This window comes from Bacillus seohaeanensis, assembly GCF_042684945.1.
Taxonomy (GTDB): Bacteria; Bacillota; Bacilli; order Bacillales; family Bacillaceae_B; genus Rossellomorea; species Rossellomorea seohaeanensis.
On sequence record NZ_JBHUMF010000008.1, the window covers coordinates 172024 to 191690 of the forward strand.

The 19667-nt window shown below is 36.8% G+C and carries 19 protein-coding genes; 13 read left to right on the forward strand and 6 right to left on the reverse strand.

Annotated features, from left to right (window positions below):
- Window positions 1-225: 225 nt before the first annotated feature.
- Window positions 226-345: a GapA-binding peptide SR1P gene (locus ACFSUL_RS03820; RefSeq protein ID WP_084778435.1), complete on the forward strand. Its 120-nt coding sequence runs from the start codon at window positions 226-228 to the stop codon at window positions 343-345.
- A 198-nt stretch (window positions 346-543) separates the two neighbouring features.
- Here ACFSUL_RS03820 and ACFSUL_RS03825 read toward each other — a convergent pair whose 3' ends face one another.
- The gene (locus tag ACFSUL_RS03825; RefSeq protein ID WP_377932855.1) at window positions 544-2013 is read right to left on the reverse strand and encodes an aminotransferase class I/II-fold pyridoxal phosphate-dependent enzyme; all 1470 of its coding nucleotides are present in this window, start codon (window positions 2011-2013) and stop codon (window positions 544-546) included.
- Window positions 2014-2261: 248 nt separating this feature from the next.
- Here ACFSUL_RS03825 and ACFSUL_RS03830 point away from each other — a divergent pair, with 248 nt between their 5' ends.
- The gene (locus tag ACFSUL_RS03830; protein WP_377932857.1) at window positions 2262-3221 is read left to right on the forward strand and encodes an NAD(P)H-dependent flavin oxidoreductase; all 960 of its coding nucleotides are present in this window, start codon (window positions 2262-2264) and stop codon (window positions 3219-3221) included.
- Between the two features lie 45 nt (window positions 3222-3266).
- Complete coding sequence (locus tag ACFSUL_RS03835) at window positions 3267-3539, forward strand: UPF0223 family protein (RefSeq protein ID WP_071412972.1); 273 nt, start codon at window positions 3267-3269, stop codon at window positions 3537-3539.
- An 89-nt stretch (window positions 3540-3628) separates the two neighbouring features.
- Here the strand turns inward: ACFSUL_RS03835 and ACFSUL_RS03840 are convergent, their stop codons facing one another.
- Window positions 3629-4249, reverse strand: a complete 621-nt coding sequence (locus ACFSUL_RS03840; RefSeq protein WP_377932859.1) for a YktB family protein — start codon at window positions 4247-4249, stop codon at window positions 3629-3631.
- A 448-nt stretch (window positions 4250-4697) separates the two neighbouring features.
- Between ACFSUL_RS03840 and ACFSUL_RS03845 the strand changes: the two genes are divergently transcribed.
- Window positions 4698-4892 carry a hypothetical protein gene (locus ACFSUL_RS03845; RefSeq protein ID WP_071412970.1) on the forward strand — a complete coding sequence of 65 codons (195 nt, stop codon included), beginning with the start codon at window positions 4698-4700 and terminating at the stop codon, window positions 4890-4892.
- Between the two features lie 341 nt (window positions 4893-5233).
- Window positions 5234-6031 carry an inositol monophosphatase family protein gene (locus ACFSUL_RS03850; protein WP_377932861.1) on the forward strand — a complete coding sequence of 266 codons (798 nt, stop codon included), beginning with the start codon at window positions 5234-5236 and terminating at the stop codon, window positions 6029-6031.
- 52 nt (window positions 6032-6083) lie between these two features.
- Here ACFSUL_RS03850 and ACFSUL_RS03855 read toward each other — a convergent pair whose 3' ends face one another.
- Window positions 6084-6269, reverse strand: coding sequence for a YlaF family protein (locus ACFSUL_RS03855; protein ID WP_377932863.1), 186 nt, complete (start codon window positions 6267-6269; stop codon window positions 6084-6086).
- A 650-nt stretch (window positions 6270-6919) separates the two neighbouring features.
- On the opposite strand from ACFSUL_RS03855, the gene typA reads away from it, so the two are divergent.
- Both typA and ACFSUL_RS03865 read left to right on the forward strand, forming a co-directional pair.
- The gene (typA, locus tag ACFSUL_RS03860; RefSeq protein WP_377932865.1) at window positions 6920-8764 is read left to right on the forward strand and encodes a translational GTPase TypA; all 1845 of its coding nucleotides are present in this window, start codon (window positions 6920-6922) and stop codon (window positions 8762-8764) included.
- Window positions 8765-8797: 33 nt separating this feature from the next.
- The gene (locus tag ACFSUL_RS03865) at window positions 8798-9106 is read left to right on the forward strand and encodes a YlaH-like family protein (RefSeq protein WP_071412966.1); all 309 of its coding nucleotides are present in this window, start codon (window positions 8798-8800) and stop codon (window positions 9104-9106) included.
- A gap of 134 nt (window positions 9107-9240) precedes the next feature.
- On the opposite strand, the gene ACFSUL_RS03870 is transcribed toward ACFSUL_RS03865, so the two are convergent.
- Window positions 9241-9441, reverse strand: a complete 201-nt coding sequence (locus ACFSUL_RS03870) for a YlaI family protein (RefSeq protein WP_377932868.1) — start codon at window positions 9439-9441, stop codon at window positions 9241-9243.
- 304 nt (window positions 9442-9745) lie between these two features.
- Here ACFSUL_RS03870 and ACFSUL_RS03875 point away from each other — a divergent pair, with 304 nt between their 5' ends.
- The gene (locus ACFSUL_RS03875) at window positions 9746-10210 is read left to right on the forward strand and encodes a pyridoxamine 5'-phosphate oxidase family protein (protein ID WP_377932870.1); all 465 of its coding nucleotides are present in this window, start codon (window positions 9746-9748) and stop codon (window positions 10208-10210) included.
- A 58-nt stretch (window positions 10211-10268) separates the two neighbouring features.
- Here ACFSUL_RS03875 and ACFSUL_RS03880 read toward each other — a convergent pair whose 3' ends face one another.
- Window positions 10269-10880 (reverse strand): YhcN/YlaJ family sporulation lipoprotein, encoded by a 612-nt coding sequence (locus ACFSUL_RS03880; protein ID WP_377932872.1) that lies wholly within the window; start codon window positions 10878-10880, stop codon window positions 10269-10271.
- Between the two features lie 182 nt (window positions 10881-11062).
- On the opposite strand from ACFSUL_RS03880, the gene ACFSUL_RS03885 reads away from it, so the two are divergent.
- Window positions 11063-12391, forward strand: coding sequence for a PhoH family protein (locus tag ACFSUL_RS03885; protein WP_377932874.1), 1329 nt, complete (start codon window positions 11063-11065; stop codon window positions 12389-12391).
- An 80-nt stretch (window positions 12392-12471) separates the two neighbouring features.
- On the opposite strand, the gene ACFSUL_RS03890 is transcribed toward ACFSUL_RS03885, so the two are convergent.
- Window positions 12472-12969: a peptidyl-prolyl cis-trans isomerase gene (locus ACFSUL_RS03890; protein ID WP_377932876.1), complete on the reverse strand. Its 498-nt coding sequence runs from the start codon at window positions 12967-12969 to the stop codon at window positions 12472-12474.
- Between the two features lie 259 nt (window positions 12970-13228).
- Between ACFSUL_RS03890 and ACFSUL_RS03895 the strand changes: the two genes are divergently transcribed.
- The 4 genes from ACFSUL_RS03895 to ACFSUL_RS03910 form a co-directional block, all read left to right on the forward strand.
- Window positions 13229-13510 (forward strand): YlaN family protein, encoded by a 282-nt coding sequence (locus tag ACFSUL_RS03895; protein ID WP_071412960.1) that lies wholly within the window; start codon window positions 13229-13231, stop codon window positions 13508-13510.
- A gap of 406 nt (window positions 13511-13916) precedes the next feature.
- A complete protein-coding gene (locus ACFSUL_RS03900; RefSeq protein WP_377932878.1) occupies window positions 13917-15128 on the forward strand; it encodes an FtsW/RodA/SpoVE family cell cycle protein in 1212 nt (403 codons plus the stop codon).
- Window positions 15129-15254: 126 nt separating this feature from the next.
- The gene (gene pyc, locus ACFSUL_RS03905) at window positions 15255-18695 is read left to right on the forward strand and encodes a pyruvate carboxylase (RefSeq protein ID WP_377932880.1); all 3441 of its coding nucleotides are present in this window, start codon (window positions 15255-15257) and stop codon (window positions 18693-18695) included.
- A gap of 133 nt (window positions 18696-18828) precedes the next feature.
- Window positions 18829-19667, forward strand: an 839-nt coding sequence (locus tag ACFSUL_RS03910; RefSeq protein ID WP_377932882.1) for a transposase, incomplete at its 3' end; no start/stop codon positions are given.

Below are 19667 nucleotides of genomic sequence, written 5' to 3' on the forward strand. Positions count from 1 at the left end.
AAACTTTCGAAAATAGCCTTGTACTAAGTATAGTAAAGAAAATTAATATATGAGTAGGGTAATCAGTCTTAATTTAACAGCTAACTAATATTGTAGGTGAAATTACCATAGAAAAAATAAATGTGACATACAATTTGGGCTTGAAATTTTAATTGTGTTATATTATTATAGATTCAGATAAGAAAAAGCGCTTTCAACCAACATCATATAAAGGAGTGAAGAAAGATGGGTACAATTGTTTGTCAATCTTGTTTAAGCACTATTGAGCACTATGAAGATGAGAAGGTATCTGTTCTGTTTTCTAACTGCTGTAATTGTGATGAGGATGTGGAAATAGACGATTAATGTAATGCCTTTGGGGAGAAATGCACTGCATAGTCAAATGTAAGGGGTAAAAATAGATATAGAGGCTAAAACGATATGTTGGTGGCATATCGTTTTAGCCTCTATTTTTGTAAGGAATACAGTGAAACTTCAATCGGTGAGGGATTTCTTCTAGCCCGTTAATATGGAATAAAAGTACAAAGGTAAAACTAAATTAGTCTACCGAATAGCTACATGTTCTTTTATTACACGTAAATGCCGTAAATCAAAATCTTCGGGCCCTTGTACAGGAAGACCTGCTTCCATGTTTGTTTTTATATAATCGATGTTTTCTTTTGTGATAATCTCTCCTGGGATAAAAATAGGTATTCCTGGAGGATAGACCATGATAAACTCCGCAATAATTCTTCCGACAGATTGATCAATCGGGATTACTTCTGTGTCTGCGTAAAACGCATCTCTAGGTGTAATTGACAAAACTGGGATATCTGGAAGTAGAACGGTTGTGCTGTGAATGTTTCCTTGTTTTCTAACCTGAGTTGCCAGTTCAGAAAGGGCAGAAATTAATTTGTTTCCTTCTATTTTCGTGTCACCAGGTGTGATAATACAAAGAACATTATATAGATCGGAAAGTTCTACCTCAATATTATGAGCTTCACGAAGCCATTTTTCTGCATCGAATCCAGAAATACCTAAATCTTTGACGGAAATTATAAGCTTTGTTGGGTCATAGTCAAAGGTAGCTCTTGTTCCTAAAATTTCCTTGCCGACACAATATAACCCATTTATATCATTAATTTCTTTTCTCATATATTGTGCTAATTGGATTGTTTCTTCAATAAGCTGTCTTCCTTCTGTTGCTAGCCGTTTTCTTGCAACATCAAGTGAAGCAAGTAATAAATAGGAAGTAGAGGTAGTTGTTAACATACTTAAGATGGTTTGTACTCTTTTATAAGATACTAATCCTTCTTTTAAATTAAGAACCGAACTTTGTGTCATAGACCCACCTAGTTTATGGACACTTGTAGCGGCCATATCGGCCCCAGCTTGCATAGCAGATAGGGGAAGGTCCTCATGGAAGTGTATATGTACTCCATGCGCTTCATCAACGAGAACAGGAATGTCGTAGGAATGGGCTAGTTCCACAATTTTTTTTAAATCTGCTGAAATACCAAAATAAGTTGGATTAATTACCAAAATGCCTTTTGCATCAGGATGCTGTTCTAAAGCCTTCGTAACAGCGTCAATAGTAATTCCATGAGAGATACCTAAATCCTTATCCACATCTGGATGAATAAAAATAGGTGTTGCTCCTGAAAAAACGATAGCCGTCATAACTGATTTATGCACGTTTCTGGGAACAATTATTTTATCTCCAGGTCCACAAACACTCATAACCATCGTCATTATGGCGCCGCTTGTTCCTTGTACGGAGAAAAAGGTATGGTCTGCTCCAAATGCTTCTGCAGCCAAATCTTGTGCTTGTTTAATCATTCCTTTTGGTTGGTGGAGGTCATCAAGAGGACCAATGTTAATAAGGTCTATTGATAGTGCATTCTCTCCGATAAATTCTTTGAATTCCGAGTCCATCCCTGCGCCTTTTTTATGGCCAGGTATGTGAAATTGAACTGGATTTTTCTTACTATGTTGGACTAGGCCGGTAAATAACGGCGTTTCATATTGTGACAATTCATTCGACACCTCTTTAATTTAAATCTGTATTATTGTTAGTGTAAGTTGTTTTATATACATTATTCTTTAAGTTACCCGTAGAAAGGTAAGAACGTAACATTTCTCACAAACAAAAGAATTATAGCACTACGATATTTCTTTGCATAGTATTAGATGCCCATTTTACAATCTATATTTTTTGATAGTAAATTCGAAGGGAATTGACAGGAGAATATAGAAATAGAAAAGATAGGAGGGGTTAGTGTATGAAATGGAAAACAAGAGTATCAGAATTACTAAATATAAGATATCCAATAATTCAAGGTGGGCTTGCACATCTAGCCTATTCAGAATTGGCTGCTGCCGTTTCAAATGCAGGAGGGTTAGGACAAATTACGGCAATGTCGCTTTCTGACCCGCAAGAGTTAAGGGAGGAAATTAAAAAGGTTCGTTCCTTGACAGATAAACCATTTGGGGTTAATTTTGCTATCGGTCAGCATGGTAGACCATTTTCTAGTTTTGTTGATGTAGCAATAGAAGAAAAGGTGCCGGTTATTTCGGTGACAGGAGGAAATCCGACGCCGCTTTTTCAACAACTAGATGGTGTAGATGTGGCTAAACTTGTTCTCGTAGCTTCGAAAAGGCAAGCGATAAAAGCAGAAGAACTTGGCGCTGATGCTGTCATGGTTGTAGGACAAGAGGGCGGGGGACATTTAGGGAAAGAAGACATTGGAACCCTTGTGCTCGTTCCGCAAGTGGTAGATGCGGTGCGGATCCCTGTAATCGCTTCTGGAGGAATAGGGGATGGAAGAGGACTCATGGCCGCTTTATGCTTGGGAGCAGAAGGTGTAGAAATGGGGACACGCTTTATCGCTACAAAAGAATGCGTCCATGCTACTGAAAGTTATAAACGTTCCTTGATTGAGGGTACTGAAAATGATACAGTCGTTATTAAACGATCAATCGGGGCACCCGCGAGAGCAATAAGAAATAGTTGGACAGATAAAATTTTAACTATTGAAAAAGAAAATGGTGGCTATGAAAAATTAAAAGACTATGTTAGTGGAGATGCTAATAAACGGTACATATACGACGGGAAAATAACTGAAGGTTTTGCGTGGGCTGGACAAGTAATGGGAATGATTGAAGATTCTCCTACAGTAGAAGAGTTAATTAGTCGAATGATTAGACAGGCAGAAACTATTCAAAATAGCTGGTCGCGTTAAAAATTGTTGACAGAAAATTAAAGATGCATCTAGGAGTGATTACATATGGAATATCAGTATCCGTTTGATTTAGATTGGTCTACTGAAGAAGTAATTGATGTCGTTGCGTTTTTTCAAGGTATCGAAAAGGCATACGAAAAAGGAATCAGTAGAGAAGATTTAATGGCAGTATATAAAAGATTTAAAGAAATAGTACCAGGTAAAGCAGAAGAAAAGAAAATTTTCAAAGAGTTTCAGGAGTCTAGCGGGTATTCTTCTTACCATGTTATTAAGGAAATGAAAAAATCTGAAAGCAATTCTCACATTAAAATGAATTAGAGTAAATAAGGACTGATTGCATCTGTGTTATTTTTCACTAGTTGCAGTTAGTCCTTATTTAATAGATATAGATATATTTTTATGCGTGTTTAACTTAACTTATAAAGGGGTAGAAGTGTTTTAAAGGTACTCTCAATTTTTTGAATAAGCTCTGAGCCACTCATGTTAACCACTTCATCTTGATCAAGGTGAATACCACAAAGGATTTCAGCCTTTTTAACGGACTGTAATCTTTTTACAAGAGAATGGAATTCTTCATCTGACATAGAAGAAAAAGCTTTTGCATCTGGCTTTGTATGATCGCCGGACCAAACAAAGGAACTTGGAATAATTTTTCTTATCTCTTGTTCTTTTTTTTCTAATTCTTGTCCATACTCTGATTTAATAGGAGCTTCATAAATCACCGCAAACCATACAAAAAGGTGGGTTTCCCAAAGTCCAATCTGAAAATGAGGATGCTTTTTATAACCTCGTTTATTATTGGCAAATGCAACCCACGTATCATTTGGAGGGTTTACAGAGCGGCGGGCATGCTTGGCTACATGAGGAAACATTTCTTCACCAGTTAAAGCAGATAAAGATACAGAAAAGTGTTCTCCTAATGCTTCTAGTTTTGGGCGGATATCAGATATAATTGCTTCCATTCTATTTTCAAGACCATCTATTGTAAAAATTTTGAAGTCATTTGATGTGAAACCTGTAAATTCCATTGGTACAACCTCCTACATGTGTTGACAATATTTTAGCATAAGGTAAGTTGTCTTATAAAATAAATTGATTGTCCCGTATTAATGAGCAGTAAGTCCTCACCTTAGGAATTGAACAATTATAGGTAGGGGATAAACTGCCTGTAAATACCCGATGGGTGAGATAAAGTGAAACTTACCGATGCGTTCACAGAGGTTTAGTTGAAATAACCAGGTTGGTACTGACGGTTTAACATCCACTGATAAGTGGAAATGTTAGTAGAACGAGATCAACAATCAGTGGAGAATGAAAGAAAATCCCTAATAATTGAAGTTTCGCTTTATAAGAGAATGTAACGAATAGTAGGTGAATACACATTTTTGTTACGTGATGATAAGAAACGTCATAATATGTATTAAATATTATCAGAAGAGTTAGAAAATAAAACCACCTGGAAGGGGTGCTATATCCATGAAACAAGTAATGAACACGTCTAAAAAACGCGATATCCATCAACAACGGTTAGCTGTTCTTAGATTAGAAATGGATTATGAACTTGCTGTATTATTTGAAGCGATGGAAGCGGATAATAAAGACATTCAAATGAAATCAAAAGAAAAATTAATGAAAATAAGAGAAGAGTTAATTCGGCTAAAGGCTTTGTAGGTTAGTAGAAGAGGAGTAAAGGAAAAATGCAAATAAGGTTTAAACGAATGATTTGATGCGAACTCTAACCTAGGAATATGAGTTCGCATTTTTCGTGTTGCTTGAATAGAAAGTTGATTTATCTTAAGCTAAATAAAAGGAAGTTGTTACTAATTTAATTTTTACATACGAAAAAAGCATTTATCTCGCACTAAAGGGCAGTAACCCCACCTTAAGACTTAGAGGAATCAAGGCATGTGTGGAGAGGTAGCTGTCCAATCGGTTCAACTAACAATCATCGGGGGATGGAACCCCTACTGATTGAAGTTTCACTTTATATTGCATATTTGGAGGATGAACAAATGACAAATTGGATGGAGCTTGATCAGAATATACGAGAATGGATAGCTGAAGCAGGAAAACGTATTCGTGCTTCTTTTCAAACAGAATTAAATATTCAAACGAAGTCAAACCGGAATGATTTAGTAACGAATATTGACAAAGCTACGGAAGAATTTTTTACTGATAATATTCGAAATATTTACCCGGATCACGAAATTGTTGGCGAAGAAGGTTATGGTGACGAGCTTCAGGAAATGAAAGGAATTACATGGGTAATTGATCCAATTGACGGAACAATGAATTTTGTCCATCAACAAAGAAACTTTGCGATTTCTATAGGGGTTTACGAAAATGGGGTAGGTATCCTTGGCTACATTTATGATGTTGTTCATGACGAACTTTATTTTGCTAAAAAAGGCGAAGGTGCTTATATGAACGACATAAAGCTTGAAGAATTAAAGCCTGTCGATATTGAAGACAGTATTGTTGCTTTGAATGCTTTATGGGTAACAGAAAATAAACGAATAGATCCTACAATTTTAGCACCGTTAGTTCAAACTGTAAGGGGGGTTCGTTCCTATGGATCGGCTGCGTTAGAAATGGCGTATGTTGCATCTGGACGTCTTGATGCTTACTTGACAATGCGTTTGGCCCCTTGGGACTTTGCAGCTGGAAGAATTCTTATTGAAGAGGTAGGCGGGAAAGTCACAAACCTTAAGGGGGAAGACTTGAATCCGCTTGAAAAGAGTTCTGTATTTGTGGGGAATTCTCAGTTGCATAAAACAATTCTAGAAAAGTATCTATACAGGTTTAAATAGTTATTAATGCTGATCAAAAAAAGTGAAATTTTTTTGATCAGCATCTTTTTTATTAAAGCTTGCCTTCTTCCCGATATTTCTTCTTCGTTGTAAATCCAAGCCCCATTACAGCGATAAGTATAATAAGACTTAGAATAGCAATTACTAAACTTTTAGCACTTATTGCAATACCGAACCCCATAATAGAAAGTGCTGCTAAGACTGCAAATAGAACAAATATCCACTTAATATTTTTCATTTCCAATTCCTCTCCCTTATGCTAAGTACAGTTTTGTACTTCTTTTTATAGTTGGCTATTTTCGTAAAGTTTGTTGCTTTTTAACGGAAAACTAAGTTTAACCTACTGAGTTGATTGGAGCGGAGGGCACTTGACTCCTGCGGGAAGAGAGGGAAGTGGGAGACCCCGCAGGCGAAGCCGAGGAGGCTCCCATTCCTCCCCGAGGAGTCTTGTGTCCGTAGCGGAAATCAACGGGCTAAATTTATAAGTAAAAACAACAATCTATGAGAAAAGAGCCTTATAATTTAACTATATCAATTTTTTCTAGTTAGAACACTTGAAATAAATCTAAATAAGTTTTTGGAAATAATTTCTCATTCTAAAATGTTAATATTTCCAATTTAGAGTTTGGACGTGAGGGGCTGATCAAGCCACTTTCATTTTTCATTGTCCAGTTCCAGCGGCTAGAGGTCTTTTTCAAAAAAATAGTTGAGGGTAAACGACGACCCTCTTCTGTTTTCTTGAAAAAGCTTGTCACCTCTAATCAAGCGCTTCCACTTTTTTATTCTACATAATTTATTTCGGGTTTTCTACTGTCTGTGATATAATGGTACAGTTAAAAACAATGACGGATTTCTTGTTGAATGATGTCAATATTCAGGAGTGGGAAAATGAACTTAAGAAATGATCTTAGAAATATTGCTATTATTGCTCACGTAGACCATGGTAAAACAACGCTAGTAGATGAGTTGTTAAAGCAATCAGGAATTTTTCGTGCAAACGAGCAAGTAAGTGAACGCGCAATGGATTCCAATGATTTAGAAAGAGAACGTGGTATTACAATCCTAGCTAAAAATACTGCGATTCAATATAAAGATACTAGAATTAATATCCTTGATACACCAGGACATGCTGACTTCGGTGGTGAAGTTGAACGTATTATGAAAATGGTTGATGGTGTTCTGCTTGTTGTGGATGCGTATGAAGGCTGCATGCCTCAAACGCGATTTGTATTGAAAAAAGCATTAGAGCAAAACCTTACTCCGATCGTTGTAGTAAATAAAATTGATAAAGACTCAGCAAGACCAGAGGAAGTTATTGATGAAGTACTTGAGTTATTTATCGAGCTTGATGCGAATGACGAACAATTAGAATTCCCTGTTATATATGCTTCAGCACTTAGTGGTACAGCAAGCACAGATCCAAATCCCGCTAATCAAGATGAAAATATGCAATGTTTATATGAATCCATTATTGAAAATATTCCGGCACCTGTAGATAATCGTGAAGACCCATTACAGTTTCAAGTAGCTCTTTTAGACTACAATGATTATGTTGGTCGTATTGGAGTTGGTCGTGTTTTTAGAGGGACAATGAAGGTTGGACAACAAGTTGCTCTAATGAAATTAGACGGTTCTGTTAAACAATTCCGTGTAACAAAGATATTTGGTTTCTTTGGGTTAAAACGAGAGGAAATAGAAGAGGCTCATGCAGGTGACCTTATTGCGGTATCTGGTATGGAAGATATTAACGTTGGAGAAACGGTTTGTCCTGTAGAGCATCAAGAACCACTTCCTGTTCTACGTATTGATGAGCCAACATTACAAATGACCTTCCTTGTAAACAATAGTCCATTTGCAGGACGAGAAGGAAAATTTGTAACAGCACGTAAGATTGAAGAACGTCTATTAGCACAATTACAAACTGATGTAAGTTTACGGGTGGATCCAACAGATTCACCAGATGCTTGGACAGTGTCAGGACGCGGTGAACTTCATTTATCTATTCTTATTGAGAACATGCGTCGTGAAGGATATGAACTTCAAGTATCGAAACCGCAAGTTATCGTTCGAGAAATTGATGGAGTAAAAAGCGAACCGGTAGAACGTGTTCAAATCGATATTCCTGAAGAGTATATGGGTGGTGTAATTGAATCACTCGGTTCTCGAAAAGGTGAAATGCTAGATATGATCAATAACGGAAACGGACAAGTTCGCCTTGTATTTATGGTTCCTGCCCGTGGCTTAATAGGTTATTCGACTGAATTTATGACTCTAACTAGAGGGTACGGAATTATCAATCATACCTTTGACAGCTATCAGCCAATGCAAAAAGGTCGTGTAGGTGGACGCCGTCAAGGAGTTCTTGTTTCCATGGAAACAGGTAAAGCAACTCAATACGGTATTATGCAAGTAGAAGATCGTGGTGTAATCTTTGTAGAACCAGGTGTTGAAATTTACGGTGGTATGGTTGTTGGGGAACATACTAGAGAAAATGATATTACCGTTAATATTACAAAACTTAAGCATGCAACAAATGTCCGTTCTGCAACAAAAGACCAAACGGTTACAATTAAAAAACCTAGAATAATGACATTAGAAGAGTCGCTTGAATATTTAAATGATGACGAGTATTGCGAAGTAACTCCGGAATCTATTCGTTTGCGTAAAAAAGTTCTTGATAAGAGCGAACGTGAAAGAGTGACTAAAAAGAAAAAGCTTACAGAAACTAATTAATTTGTCTAGGACTTGGTAAAGGAGGGGAAAGGAATGGATGTATCAGAACGTTTGTCCTTTTTTGCAGCCCTTTATCGTGTAGATCAAAACGAAGAATTAGGTATGTGGCTTTTGTATCTAACAATCGTCGGTTTATCTATACTTGTATATAAATTAGGATTTGCGAAAAAGCTTCCCTTATTTAAATCAATTATTATTTACTTTTTCCTTTTCTTTGGAAGTACGGTATTAACTTTTTTAGGGATCTTTTTACCGGTTGCCGAAGGTTTGGTTGTTGCAGCCTTTATCTTGATCATCTATAAAATACGTTTAAATAATGAGAAAAAACAAGGGAATATATAGAGAAAAGGGGGACTGTTTAAATTTAAACAGCCCCCCTTTTTTATAAATAAGATAGTATACAGTATGGCATTGTAGAGACATATCTAACAGCTACTTAGATGTGTTCACAGTTGTTATTTATTCAGTTGAAAATATTAGAACTCATCTGTTACCTTTGGTGATCGGTATAAGCGGAAATTCCCTGTAGCAGCTCGCTTTTCCGTTTTTTCCTTAATCCTGTCACGGCAAGGTTGGCACATATATGTGTGTATCGGTCGGTTTCTAAGTCTTTTAGCTTCTAAAGAATCGTCTTCTATATTTTCAATAATTTCACATAATGCACATTTAACTCGCATTAAAACACCTCTTTTATTATTCTAAACATATATTTGGTAATCCTAGTATATCATGTAGAAAGAAGTTACGCCTTTCGATTGATTTTTTGTCATTTTTCGATACAGTAGGAACTATAGTATAATGGAATTGTTACAATAAAGAGGACCTCTAAAAGCCTGGAGAAAATGACCGGTGGCAATCTCCTGCCTCGTTCCTCGGAAAAGAAGTACACCTTTTCTGCGTTTACTCCCACATTTCCTTGAACATTACGGTTCTCCTTGTCTTTATGCTTGAGCATGTACTACCAAACAGAGGAGGAGTGACATGGCAAATCGTATTGAGCCGAAATTAATACCAGAATTATTTGATGAACTTCAAACAGAACGTTTTGTTACAGTGGCCACTGTTGACTATGAAACAGGTGGACCAAGTGTAAATGCTATTTCTTGGGTGATTGCAAGTGACGAAGAAACGGTAGTTTTTGCTGTCGATAGACGTTCGAAAATCGTTGAGAATGTAAAGTACAATCATTTAGTCGTTATTAATTTAATTGCTAATGAATCTACGTACTCCATTAGTGGAGAAGCGAGAATCCTCAAGGAAAGGCTAGAAAATGTGCCATTGAAATTATCGCTTATTAGAGTATGCATTCATGAAGTGAAGGATGTGATGTTTTATGGTTCGAAAATTTCTACCGAACCTGGGTATGAAAAAACATATGATGAAAAAGCGGCAGACCGCCTCGACCGACAAGTAATAGAAGCCATGAAAAACAGTGTAGACAACTGATTTTTCATGGCTTTTTTCTTTGCAAACTTGTTTTGAGGTGAGAAGAATGACTGTAGTTTTAGTCCATACGGTGATGAGATTGATCGTTCTGCTCTTTGTTTAATTGTTTTTCCTTTTGGTTATTCATTTTCTTTTTCGGTTCTTCTGGAGCATTCTCTGAGTCGGTATTTTGCAAAGATTTCGGTGTTTCTGGAATAATTCTACCGGTAATATCAGACAATTCATTCATTATTCCTTGTAATGGTTGTCCACTTTGAATATCTGAGCCTATTTCATCCAAACGAGCATTAATATCAGGGTCAGCTACTACAAGTGCTTGGGCACCATAAGGGTCATTTTTTAATGCTTCGGCAACGGAATATTTAATCGTGCCTACTTCGGAGCGGTCAATATTAGAATCAACATCAATGCCTACAATTGCATACTTCCCTACAACCACAGCGGTAGCATCTTTAACCGAGGGGACACCTGATGCAAGATTAACTAGATGCTGTGATATTTCCTCTCCTGTTTTTCGTTCTACATGTTGAATATTACTGTCTTTTACTGTGATGGTGTTAGGCTTATTAGAATCAGTATTATTGTTATATCCAACATTATTGTTTTGATTATTGTTTGTGCACGCAGCTAAAAAGGAAACAAGAACTAGAATGGAGATGATTCTATTCATTTAAATACCTCCCTATTTTAATCACTGTCATTTCTTATTGTGTAAAATTCTTCTATCTTTATACGTTGTTTCATATATTTTAAGCAACGGGCCGTCCAACCATAAATAGTAGCTTTTGAATAACCGGATGATAAGGGGCTACATACAATGGAAATAAGATATTAGGAGCAGGAGGCATCGATTTGAATAAAATTTACGTATTAGATACCAATGTCTTGTTACAAGATCCATATTCAATTTTTTCATTCCAGGATAATGAAGTGGTAATTCCAGCAGTTGTATTAGAAGAGGTCGATTCTAAAAAGCGTTATATGGATGAATTAGGAAGAAATGCAAGGCATGTGTCAAAACTAATAGATAATTTAAGACAAGAAGGAAAGCTCCATGAAAAAATTCCTTTGCACAATGGGGGTACGTTACGCATTGAACTTAATCATCGATCATTTCAACAACTTCAAGAAATATTTGTAGAAAAGACAAATGATAATCGAATTCTTGCGGTAGCAAAAAATCTTTTTTTAGAAGAAGAAGCGAAAAAAGATGGCAGAGCGGTAATATTAGTTAGTAAAGACACACTTGTTCGCGTAAAGGCAGATGCCATTGGTTTGCAGGCAGAAGACTATTTGAGTGATAGAGTAGTCGAAGTAAATGATATCTATTCTGGATTTGTCGAGTTATATGTATCAAAAGACCTGCTTGATTTGTACTATGAAAAAGGAGAAATAGATGTTTCAAAAATAAAAAATCAAAGGCTTAATTCACATCAATTCTTGATTCTGAAGGATGCGCTTGGAAGTTCTGCATCAGCACTGGGAATGGTGGATGCATCAGGAAAAAAAGTGAAAAAACTAATTTATGATAGTGAACATTTGTGGGGGATTCGAGCTAGAAATGTTCAACAAACGATGGCAACAGAATTACTGCTAAGAGAGGATATTCCATTGGTGACGATGGTTGGGAAGGCTGGAACAGGTAAAACGTTACTTGCACTTGCAGCTGGTCTGCTTCAAACGGAAGATTACCAGTCCTACAAAAAACTATTAGTCGCCCGCCCAATAGTTCCAGTCGGAAAGGATATTGGCTTTTTACCGGGAGAAAAACAAGAAAAATTAAGACCGTGGATGCAACCGATATATGATAATTTAGAATATCTTTTTAACGTTAAAAAACCAGGAGAACTTGATGATATTCTAGCGGGAATGGGTTCTATTGAAGTGGAAGCTTTAACCTATATTAGAGGAAGGAGCATCCCCGAACAATTCATTATTATTGATGAGGCACAGAATTTAACAAAACATGAAGTAAAGACAATTTTAACTCGTGTTGGTGAACGAAGTAAAATAGTGTTAATGGGAGATCCTGGTCAAATCGATCATCCTTATCTAGATGAATATAATAATGGTCTAACTTATGTAGTTGAAAAATTTAAAAATCAAAACGTAGCTGGACATGTCAAGTTATTAAAAGGGGAACGTTCAGGTTTAGCACAGCTTGCAGCTGATATACTTTAAGATTAAAATACAATGGTAAAGTATGCAAAAACTGATCCAGGTGTTCCTGGATCAGTTCATTTTCAGGGTATGGATAACTACTATTCAATTGTAAAGCTTGTAACTCTTTTAATTGGATTTTGTTTGTTTGAACCGTCTTTAAAATAAATGTATACTGGACCGTCTTCTGTTAAAGGCTTTCCTTTATTAGAAAATCCGAGCAGCAGTTGTGAGGCAGTCTCTAGCTCAAAGGAAAACGAATCGTTTTCTGTATTAATGATAAGTTTAGAAGCGCCTTCCTTTGGTTCAGCATTTTCTAAAAAAGGTAGAAAAGGAATGGCAAAAGTCCCAGTTAATATTTTTTCTTTTAGGTATTTTTTTTCTGTTTTTAAAGTGGGAGGATAAGTTGCCCCCTCTTGGATCTCTCTGGACCAATGCTTAGAGATGTTTTTTGTATACTCTTCTAATTCATCGTGTTCAACATTTGTTTCTTCAAAGTATGTATCTAAATCAACTTTCCTGTCATCAAATATCCATACAGTTGGATCCAACGTTATCGTATAATTTACTTCACCATTAATTGGCATGATCATATTCAAGTTTGATTCCCCCTAGACCTCTAGTTGATAATTTTAGTATATCGTTTATATGGGGAAATGTCACATTTTCTATTTTAAATGTTTGTCAACTGATAGTAACAATGGTTTTAAAGAAGCTTAGACGGAGAAGAGAGTTATGTTTGAAGCCTTATCTATTCAGCGCGGAGGTAAATCACTTATTTTTCTTGCAATTTGAGGGGATTAACGATAAAATTTTGAGATAGAAATATTTTTATTTGTTCGGTAAGGGGGGATCAACGTGGCGTCTGAAATGACTATTAATCATCGAGATAAAGCCTATGCATTATTAAAGGCGGACGCGGAAAAGATTTTACAACTTATTAAAGTTCAAATGGATAATTTAACGATGCCCCAATGCCCTTTGTATGAGGAAGTATTGGACACCCAAATGTTCGGATTATCTCGTGAAATAGAGTTTGCGGTTCGTTTAGGGTTAGTAGATGATAAGGATGGAAAAGAGCTTCTTGATTCTTTAGAAAGAGAACTTTCTGCTCTTCATGAAGCCTCTACCAAAAAGTAAAATAGTTATGACAACTCAAACAATACTTCTTTCTGTTGTTTGAGTTTTTTTATCCTGAAGAAATAAATTTTTTTGGAATATAATTAAGGGGTTTAACTTACATAGAGGGGGTTCATCTCTTCAAAGGGAAGGAATTTCCTTTTTTATCGAAAAAGTTTATCCCCATCACTCCCACTTTCCTAAGGATTAGAGAAATTGAAAAAGAGTAGGTGGCGGATAAACTACCTTAATCTAGCTGTGGCTCCTAGTTCTCGAGTTATAAGATATGCTGCTGCGCTTCGAGGGTGGGAAGTTGCCTACACTTTTTAGTGTGAACACCTGGTTGGTTCAACTAACAATTAGTAGGAGAGGGAAGAGAAGCCCAACTGATTGAAGTTTCACTTTATAAAAAGGATTGGAAGCGACTATGATAAAAAAAATAATAAAATCCTATGATTACTCATTAATTGCTGTTTACGTATTTCTATGTTTATTTGGACTAGTTATGATTTACAGCGGTAGCATGGTCATGGCAGTTGAGCGTTTTGGTTATGAGAGTGACCATTTTTATAAAAAACAGTTAGTCAACATTATTATCGGATTTGGTGCATTTACCTTTGCGGCCTGGTTTCCTTACAAAGCATTTCAAGTCGGAAAGATATTAAAGACGTTGATGGTTACCATTGTAGGTCTTTTACTTGCTGTACATGTTATTGGGGTTGAAATAAACAATGCGAAAAGTTGGATAAATATTGGAGTAATGCAAGTGCAGCCCTCAGAATTTGCGAAGCTTGCAATAATTATTTATCTAGGAGCTGTATATGCAAAGAAACAGAGCTATATTGATAGTTTCAATAAAGGAGTCATCCCTCCACTTGCTTTTTTAGGATTTATTTGCTTTCTTGTTTTTTTAGAGCCTGACTTTGGTACTGCAGCTATCATTTTTACTATTGGCTTCCTTGTAATTTTTTGTTCGGGTATCAGTTTTAAAACTTTTTCTAAACTTGCAGGTCTTGGTATCGCTTTTTTAGTTGTCTGCTCTCCGTTCATCTATTTAGCTAGGGATTATATTTTTACAAAGGAAAGAATGAGCAGAATTGAAGCGTATTTATCTCCTTTTAAGTATGCTCAAGGCGAGGGATATCAACTAGTAAACTCTTATTTAGCTATTGGGTCAGGCGGTGTGCAAGGATTGGGTCTAGGTCAAAGTGTTCAAAAACTAGGCTATTTGCCAGAACCACATACAGATTTTATTATGTCGGTTATCGCAGAGGAACTAGGAGTCTTTGGGGTGACATTCGTTATAGTTGGATTAAGTTATATTGTACTTCGAGGCATATATATAGGAGTAAAGTGTAAGGATCCATTTGGGACTATGCTTGCTATTGGAATTTCTAGTATGATTGGTCTTCAAGCGTTTATTAACCTTGGGGGAGTTTCTGGTTTAATCCCTATAACAGGAGTTCCTTTGCCTTTTATAAGCTATGGTGGATCTTCCTTATTAGTACTATCTTTATCTATGGGACTACTTGTTAACGTTTCTATGTTCGTAAAATATGAAAAAAAATATAAAATAAAGAAGGAAAATAGTCAAAGTTCGTCGAATAATATAAATAACAATAAAATATATAATTTTTAGAACTTAGTTTTTCTTTAAAAACATTAGTCTAGGGTAGCCCCTAAGATACTGTCAATTATCTTTTGGGGAAGCCCTTTTTTCATAGACTAGAACTTACAATTTCATGTACTGAGAGGAGATACTAGAATGAAGAAGATTCAAAAGGTATTAGTGGCAAACAGAGGAGAAATTGCCATACGAGTATTCAGAGCTTGTACGGAATTAAACATTCGTACAGTTGCAATTTATTCTAAAGAAGATTCAGGTGCATACCACCGATATAAAGCTGATGAAGCATATTTAGTAGGTGAAGGAAAAAAGCCTATAGATGCTTACCTTGATATAGAGAATATTATCAACATTGCAAAGAGTTCTGATGTAGATGCTATTCACCCAGGATATGGTTTTCTATCGGAAAATATTTCTTTTGCTAGAAGATGTGAAGAAGAGGGGATTGTGTTCATTGGACCACAGTCAGAGCATTTAAATATGTTCGGAGACAAAGTGAAAGCTCGTCACCAGGCACAAGTAGCAAACATCCCAGTTATACCTGGTAGCGATGGACCTGTTTCAAGTCTAGAAGAGGTCGTTAGTTTCGGTCGCAACCATGGCTTTCCATTAATGATTAAAGCGTCATTAGGTGGCGGTGGTCGTGGCATGAGAATAGTCAGAAGTTTAGAAACATTGAAAGAATCCTATGAACGTGCAAAATCAGAAGCGAAGGCTGCTTTTGGAAATGATGAAGTATATGTTGAAAAGTTCGTTGAAAACCCTAAACATATCGAGGTACAAATACTTGGAGATGAGGATGGAAACATAGTCCATCTTTACGAGAGGGATTGCTCTGTTCAAAGACGTCATCAAAAAGTAGTCGAGATAGCACCTTCTGTCTCGCTTACGGAAGACTTAAGAGAACGAATTTGCGAGGCTGCAGTAAGATTGATGAAAAATGTTAACTATGTAAATGCGGGTACGGTAGAATTTTTGGTTGCTGGTGATGAGTTTTTCTTTATTGAGGTTAATCCACGTGTCCAAGTAGAACACACGATTACGGAGATGGTTACTGGTGTCGATATCGTTCAAACGCAAATAATGATTGCACAAGGTCATTCCTTACATAGTGACAAGATTGGAATTCCTTCACAAGAGAAGATTGTCACAAATGGTTATGCTATCCAATCTCGTGTTACGACAGAGGATCCATTGAATAATTTTATGCCTGATACAGGTAAAATTATGGCTTACCGGTCTGGTGGAGGGTTTGGTGTGCGTTTAGACGCAGGAAACGGTTTCCAAGGTGCAGTGATTACTCCTTATTATGATTCTTTGCTCGTCAAACTGTCGACATGGGCGCTAACATTTGAACAAGCGGCATCTAAAATGGTCCGTAATTTACAAGAATTTCGGATTCGTGGAATTAAAACGAATATCCCTTTCCTAGAAAACGTTGTTAAGCATGAAAAATTCATGACAGGTGAATATAATACTTCATTTATTGATTCTACTCCGGAATTGTTTATTTTCCCGAAACGAAAAGACCGGGGAACAAAAATGCTTTCTTATATAGGTAATGTGACGGTAAATGGCTTTCCGGGTATAGAACGGAAAAAGAAGCCTGTTTATAGTAAAGCAAGAATCCCTTTAATTACAGAGTCAGGACCTGTCCCGTCTGGAACAAAGCAAATCCTTGATGAGCATGGTGCAGATGGCCTCGTGGATTGGGTGAAAAATAAGAATGGTGTTCTCTTAACAGATACAACATTTCGTGATGCTCATCAATCCCTACTTGCTACGAGAGTAAGGACGAACGACATTAAACATATTGCAGAGCCGTCAGCGAGACTTTTACCTGATTTGTTTTCGTTTGAAATGTGGGGAGGAGCAACATTCGATGTATCTTATCGTTTCTTAAAAGAGGATCCGTGGAATCGTTTACTTACATTAAGAGAGAAAATTCCTAATGTTCTTTTTCAAATGCTTTTAAGAGCTTCTAACGCGGTAGGGTATAAAAATTATCCTGACAATGTTATTCGGGAGTTTGTTGAAAAATCCGCTTTTTCTGGAATAGATGTTTTCAGAATTTTTGATAGCTTAAACTGGGTAAAGGGGATGGAGGTAGCAATTGATGCAGTACGTCAAAGTGGTAAGATTGCGGAGGCTGCCATTTGCTATACTGGAGATATTGATGACCCTACAAGAACGAAATACGATACTGCATATTATAAAAAGCTTGCAAAAGAATTGGAAGCACAAGGGGCTCACTTGCTGGCAATAAAAGATATGGCAGGACTCTTAAAACCTCAGTCTGCTTACAGACTTATATCTGAATTGAAAGATACTGTTAATTTACCAATTCATTTGCATACGCATGATACAAGTGGAAATGGAGTTTTCACTTATGCAAAAGCTATTGAAGCTGGTGTGGATATAGTGGATACTGCACTAAGTACAATGTCTGGGCTTACTTCTCAACCTAGCGCCAATACCCTTTATTATGCAATGCAAGGTACTGAAAGGAAGCCTGAGGTAGATATTAATTCACTTGAAACACTTTCTCATTATTGGGAGGATATCCGTAAATATTACCAAGATTTCGAAAGTGGTATGATGTCTCCACATAGTGAAGTATATAAACATGAAATGCCTGGTGGACAGTACAGTAATTTGCAGCAACAGGCTAAAGCTGTAGGGCTTGGTGACCGTTGGGAGCAAGTGAAAGAAATGTATGCAAGAGTCAATCATCTTTTTGGGGATATAGTAAAAGTTACACCATCTTCTAAAGTTGTAGGAGATATGGCGCTATTTATGGTGCAAAATGAGCTAACAGAAAGTGATGTATTAGAACGCGGGGATAAAATTGATTTTCCAGATTCTGTTGTGGAATTGTTTGAAGGCTACTTAGGTCAGCCCTACGGGGGATTCCCCGAACAGCTGCAAAAGGTGATTTTAAAAGGACGGGAACAAATAACCGTAAGACCTGGGGAACTATTAGAGGATGTAGATTTCAATCTATTAAAAGAGAAGCTCTATAAAGAATTGGGAAGACAAGTTACGAGCTTTGATGCTCTAGCTTATGCCCTATACCCTAAAGTTTTTATGGAATACAATCAAACAGTAGAGCAATTTGGTGATGTTTCTGTTTTAGATACGCCGACATTCCTGTACGGTATGAGATTAGGTGAAGAAATAGAAGTGGAAATTGAAACGGGTAAAACATTGATTGTAAAGCTTGTTTCTATCGGACAGGCACAGGCTGACGGAACAAGAATTGTTTATTTTGAGCTTAACGGACAGCCACGTGAAATTGTCATTAAAGATGAGAATATTAAATCCGCTGTTGCTACAAAAGCAAAGGCTGACCCTAAAAATGAAAGTCATATTGGTGCATCTATGCCAGGTACTGTTATTAAAGTAATTGCAGACAAGGGAGAAAAGGTGGAAAGAGGAGATCACTTATTAATCACCGAGGCAATGAAAATGGAAACGACTGTTCAAGCTCCTTTTTCTGGAGTAGTTAAAGATATCTATGTGCAAAATGGGGACGCATTAAGCCCTGGAGATCTATTAATCGAAATACAAAAACCTTAAACAATAGAAAACGAGGCTAACCAAAAGGTTAGCCTCGTTTTCATACTGTTGAAAAACAATCTTGGCAATAGACAAAACATGAAAATCTCGATAGAATTCCCTCGTAAATCAAAAGAAGCGAGGGGATTTTTTTATGTATGTTACTTATTCCAGACAAGAGATAGAAGCAAATCGAAGGTTCTATGAAATGATGTATGATGCTTCCCATCATTTAGTGAAGATGGATCCAATCATAGACTGGGATTTTGTGTCGAAGCGGTTAGAAGGTTTCTATCCCCATCGTATTGGTCGACCAACAAAGGACCCGATTGTGTTGGTGAAAATCTTGTTGATTCAGTATTTGGAAGGCTTTCGTTCGGTTCGTTTTACGTGTAAGCAAGTAAAGCAGAACGCAACGTATCGTTGGTTTTTAGGCATTTCTCCTCAAGAGAAAGTTCCCAATCACTCGACAATCTCTAAGTTTCTTTCGCAACGTCTGCAGAATACGATGTTTTGGGAGGGGCTTTTTCATCATTGTCTTTGTTCGATTCACAAAGAAGGATTTATTGCGAACGAAACATGGGTCGCAGATGAAACAGAATTAAAGGCGAATGCCAATAAACGCATCCGTAAAACAAAGGTAGAAGAGAAAATCATAGAAGAAAAAGACGAAGACTTAACGATCATTAATGAATATCGTGCGCGTCACGGGAAGAAACCTCTTCCAGCAAAAGGTCCAAAAATAGAAGAGAAACGGACAAACATTAGCCCGGTAGACTCTGACGCACGCTTATCAGTCAAACACGATGAACGTGGGAGATTTGCGTACTTTGAGCATCGTATAGTGGATTCGCTTCATAACTTTATCATCGCGACGGATGTCACGGCTGCCAATGTGCCAGGTCATCGCAAATTGATGGGACAAGTGGAGCAATTAAAACAATTATTTGGTCAATATGCGAAGGAAATAGCACTCGACTCCGGCTACTATAA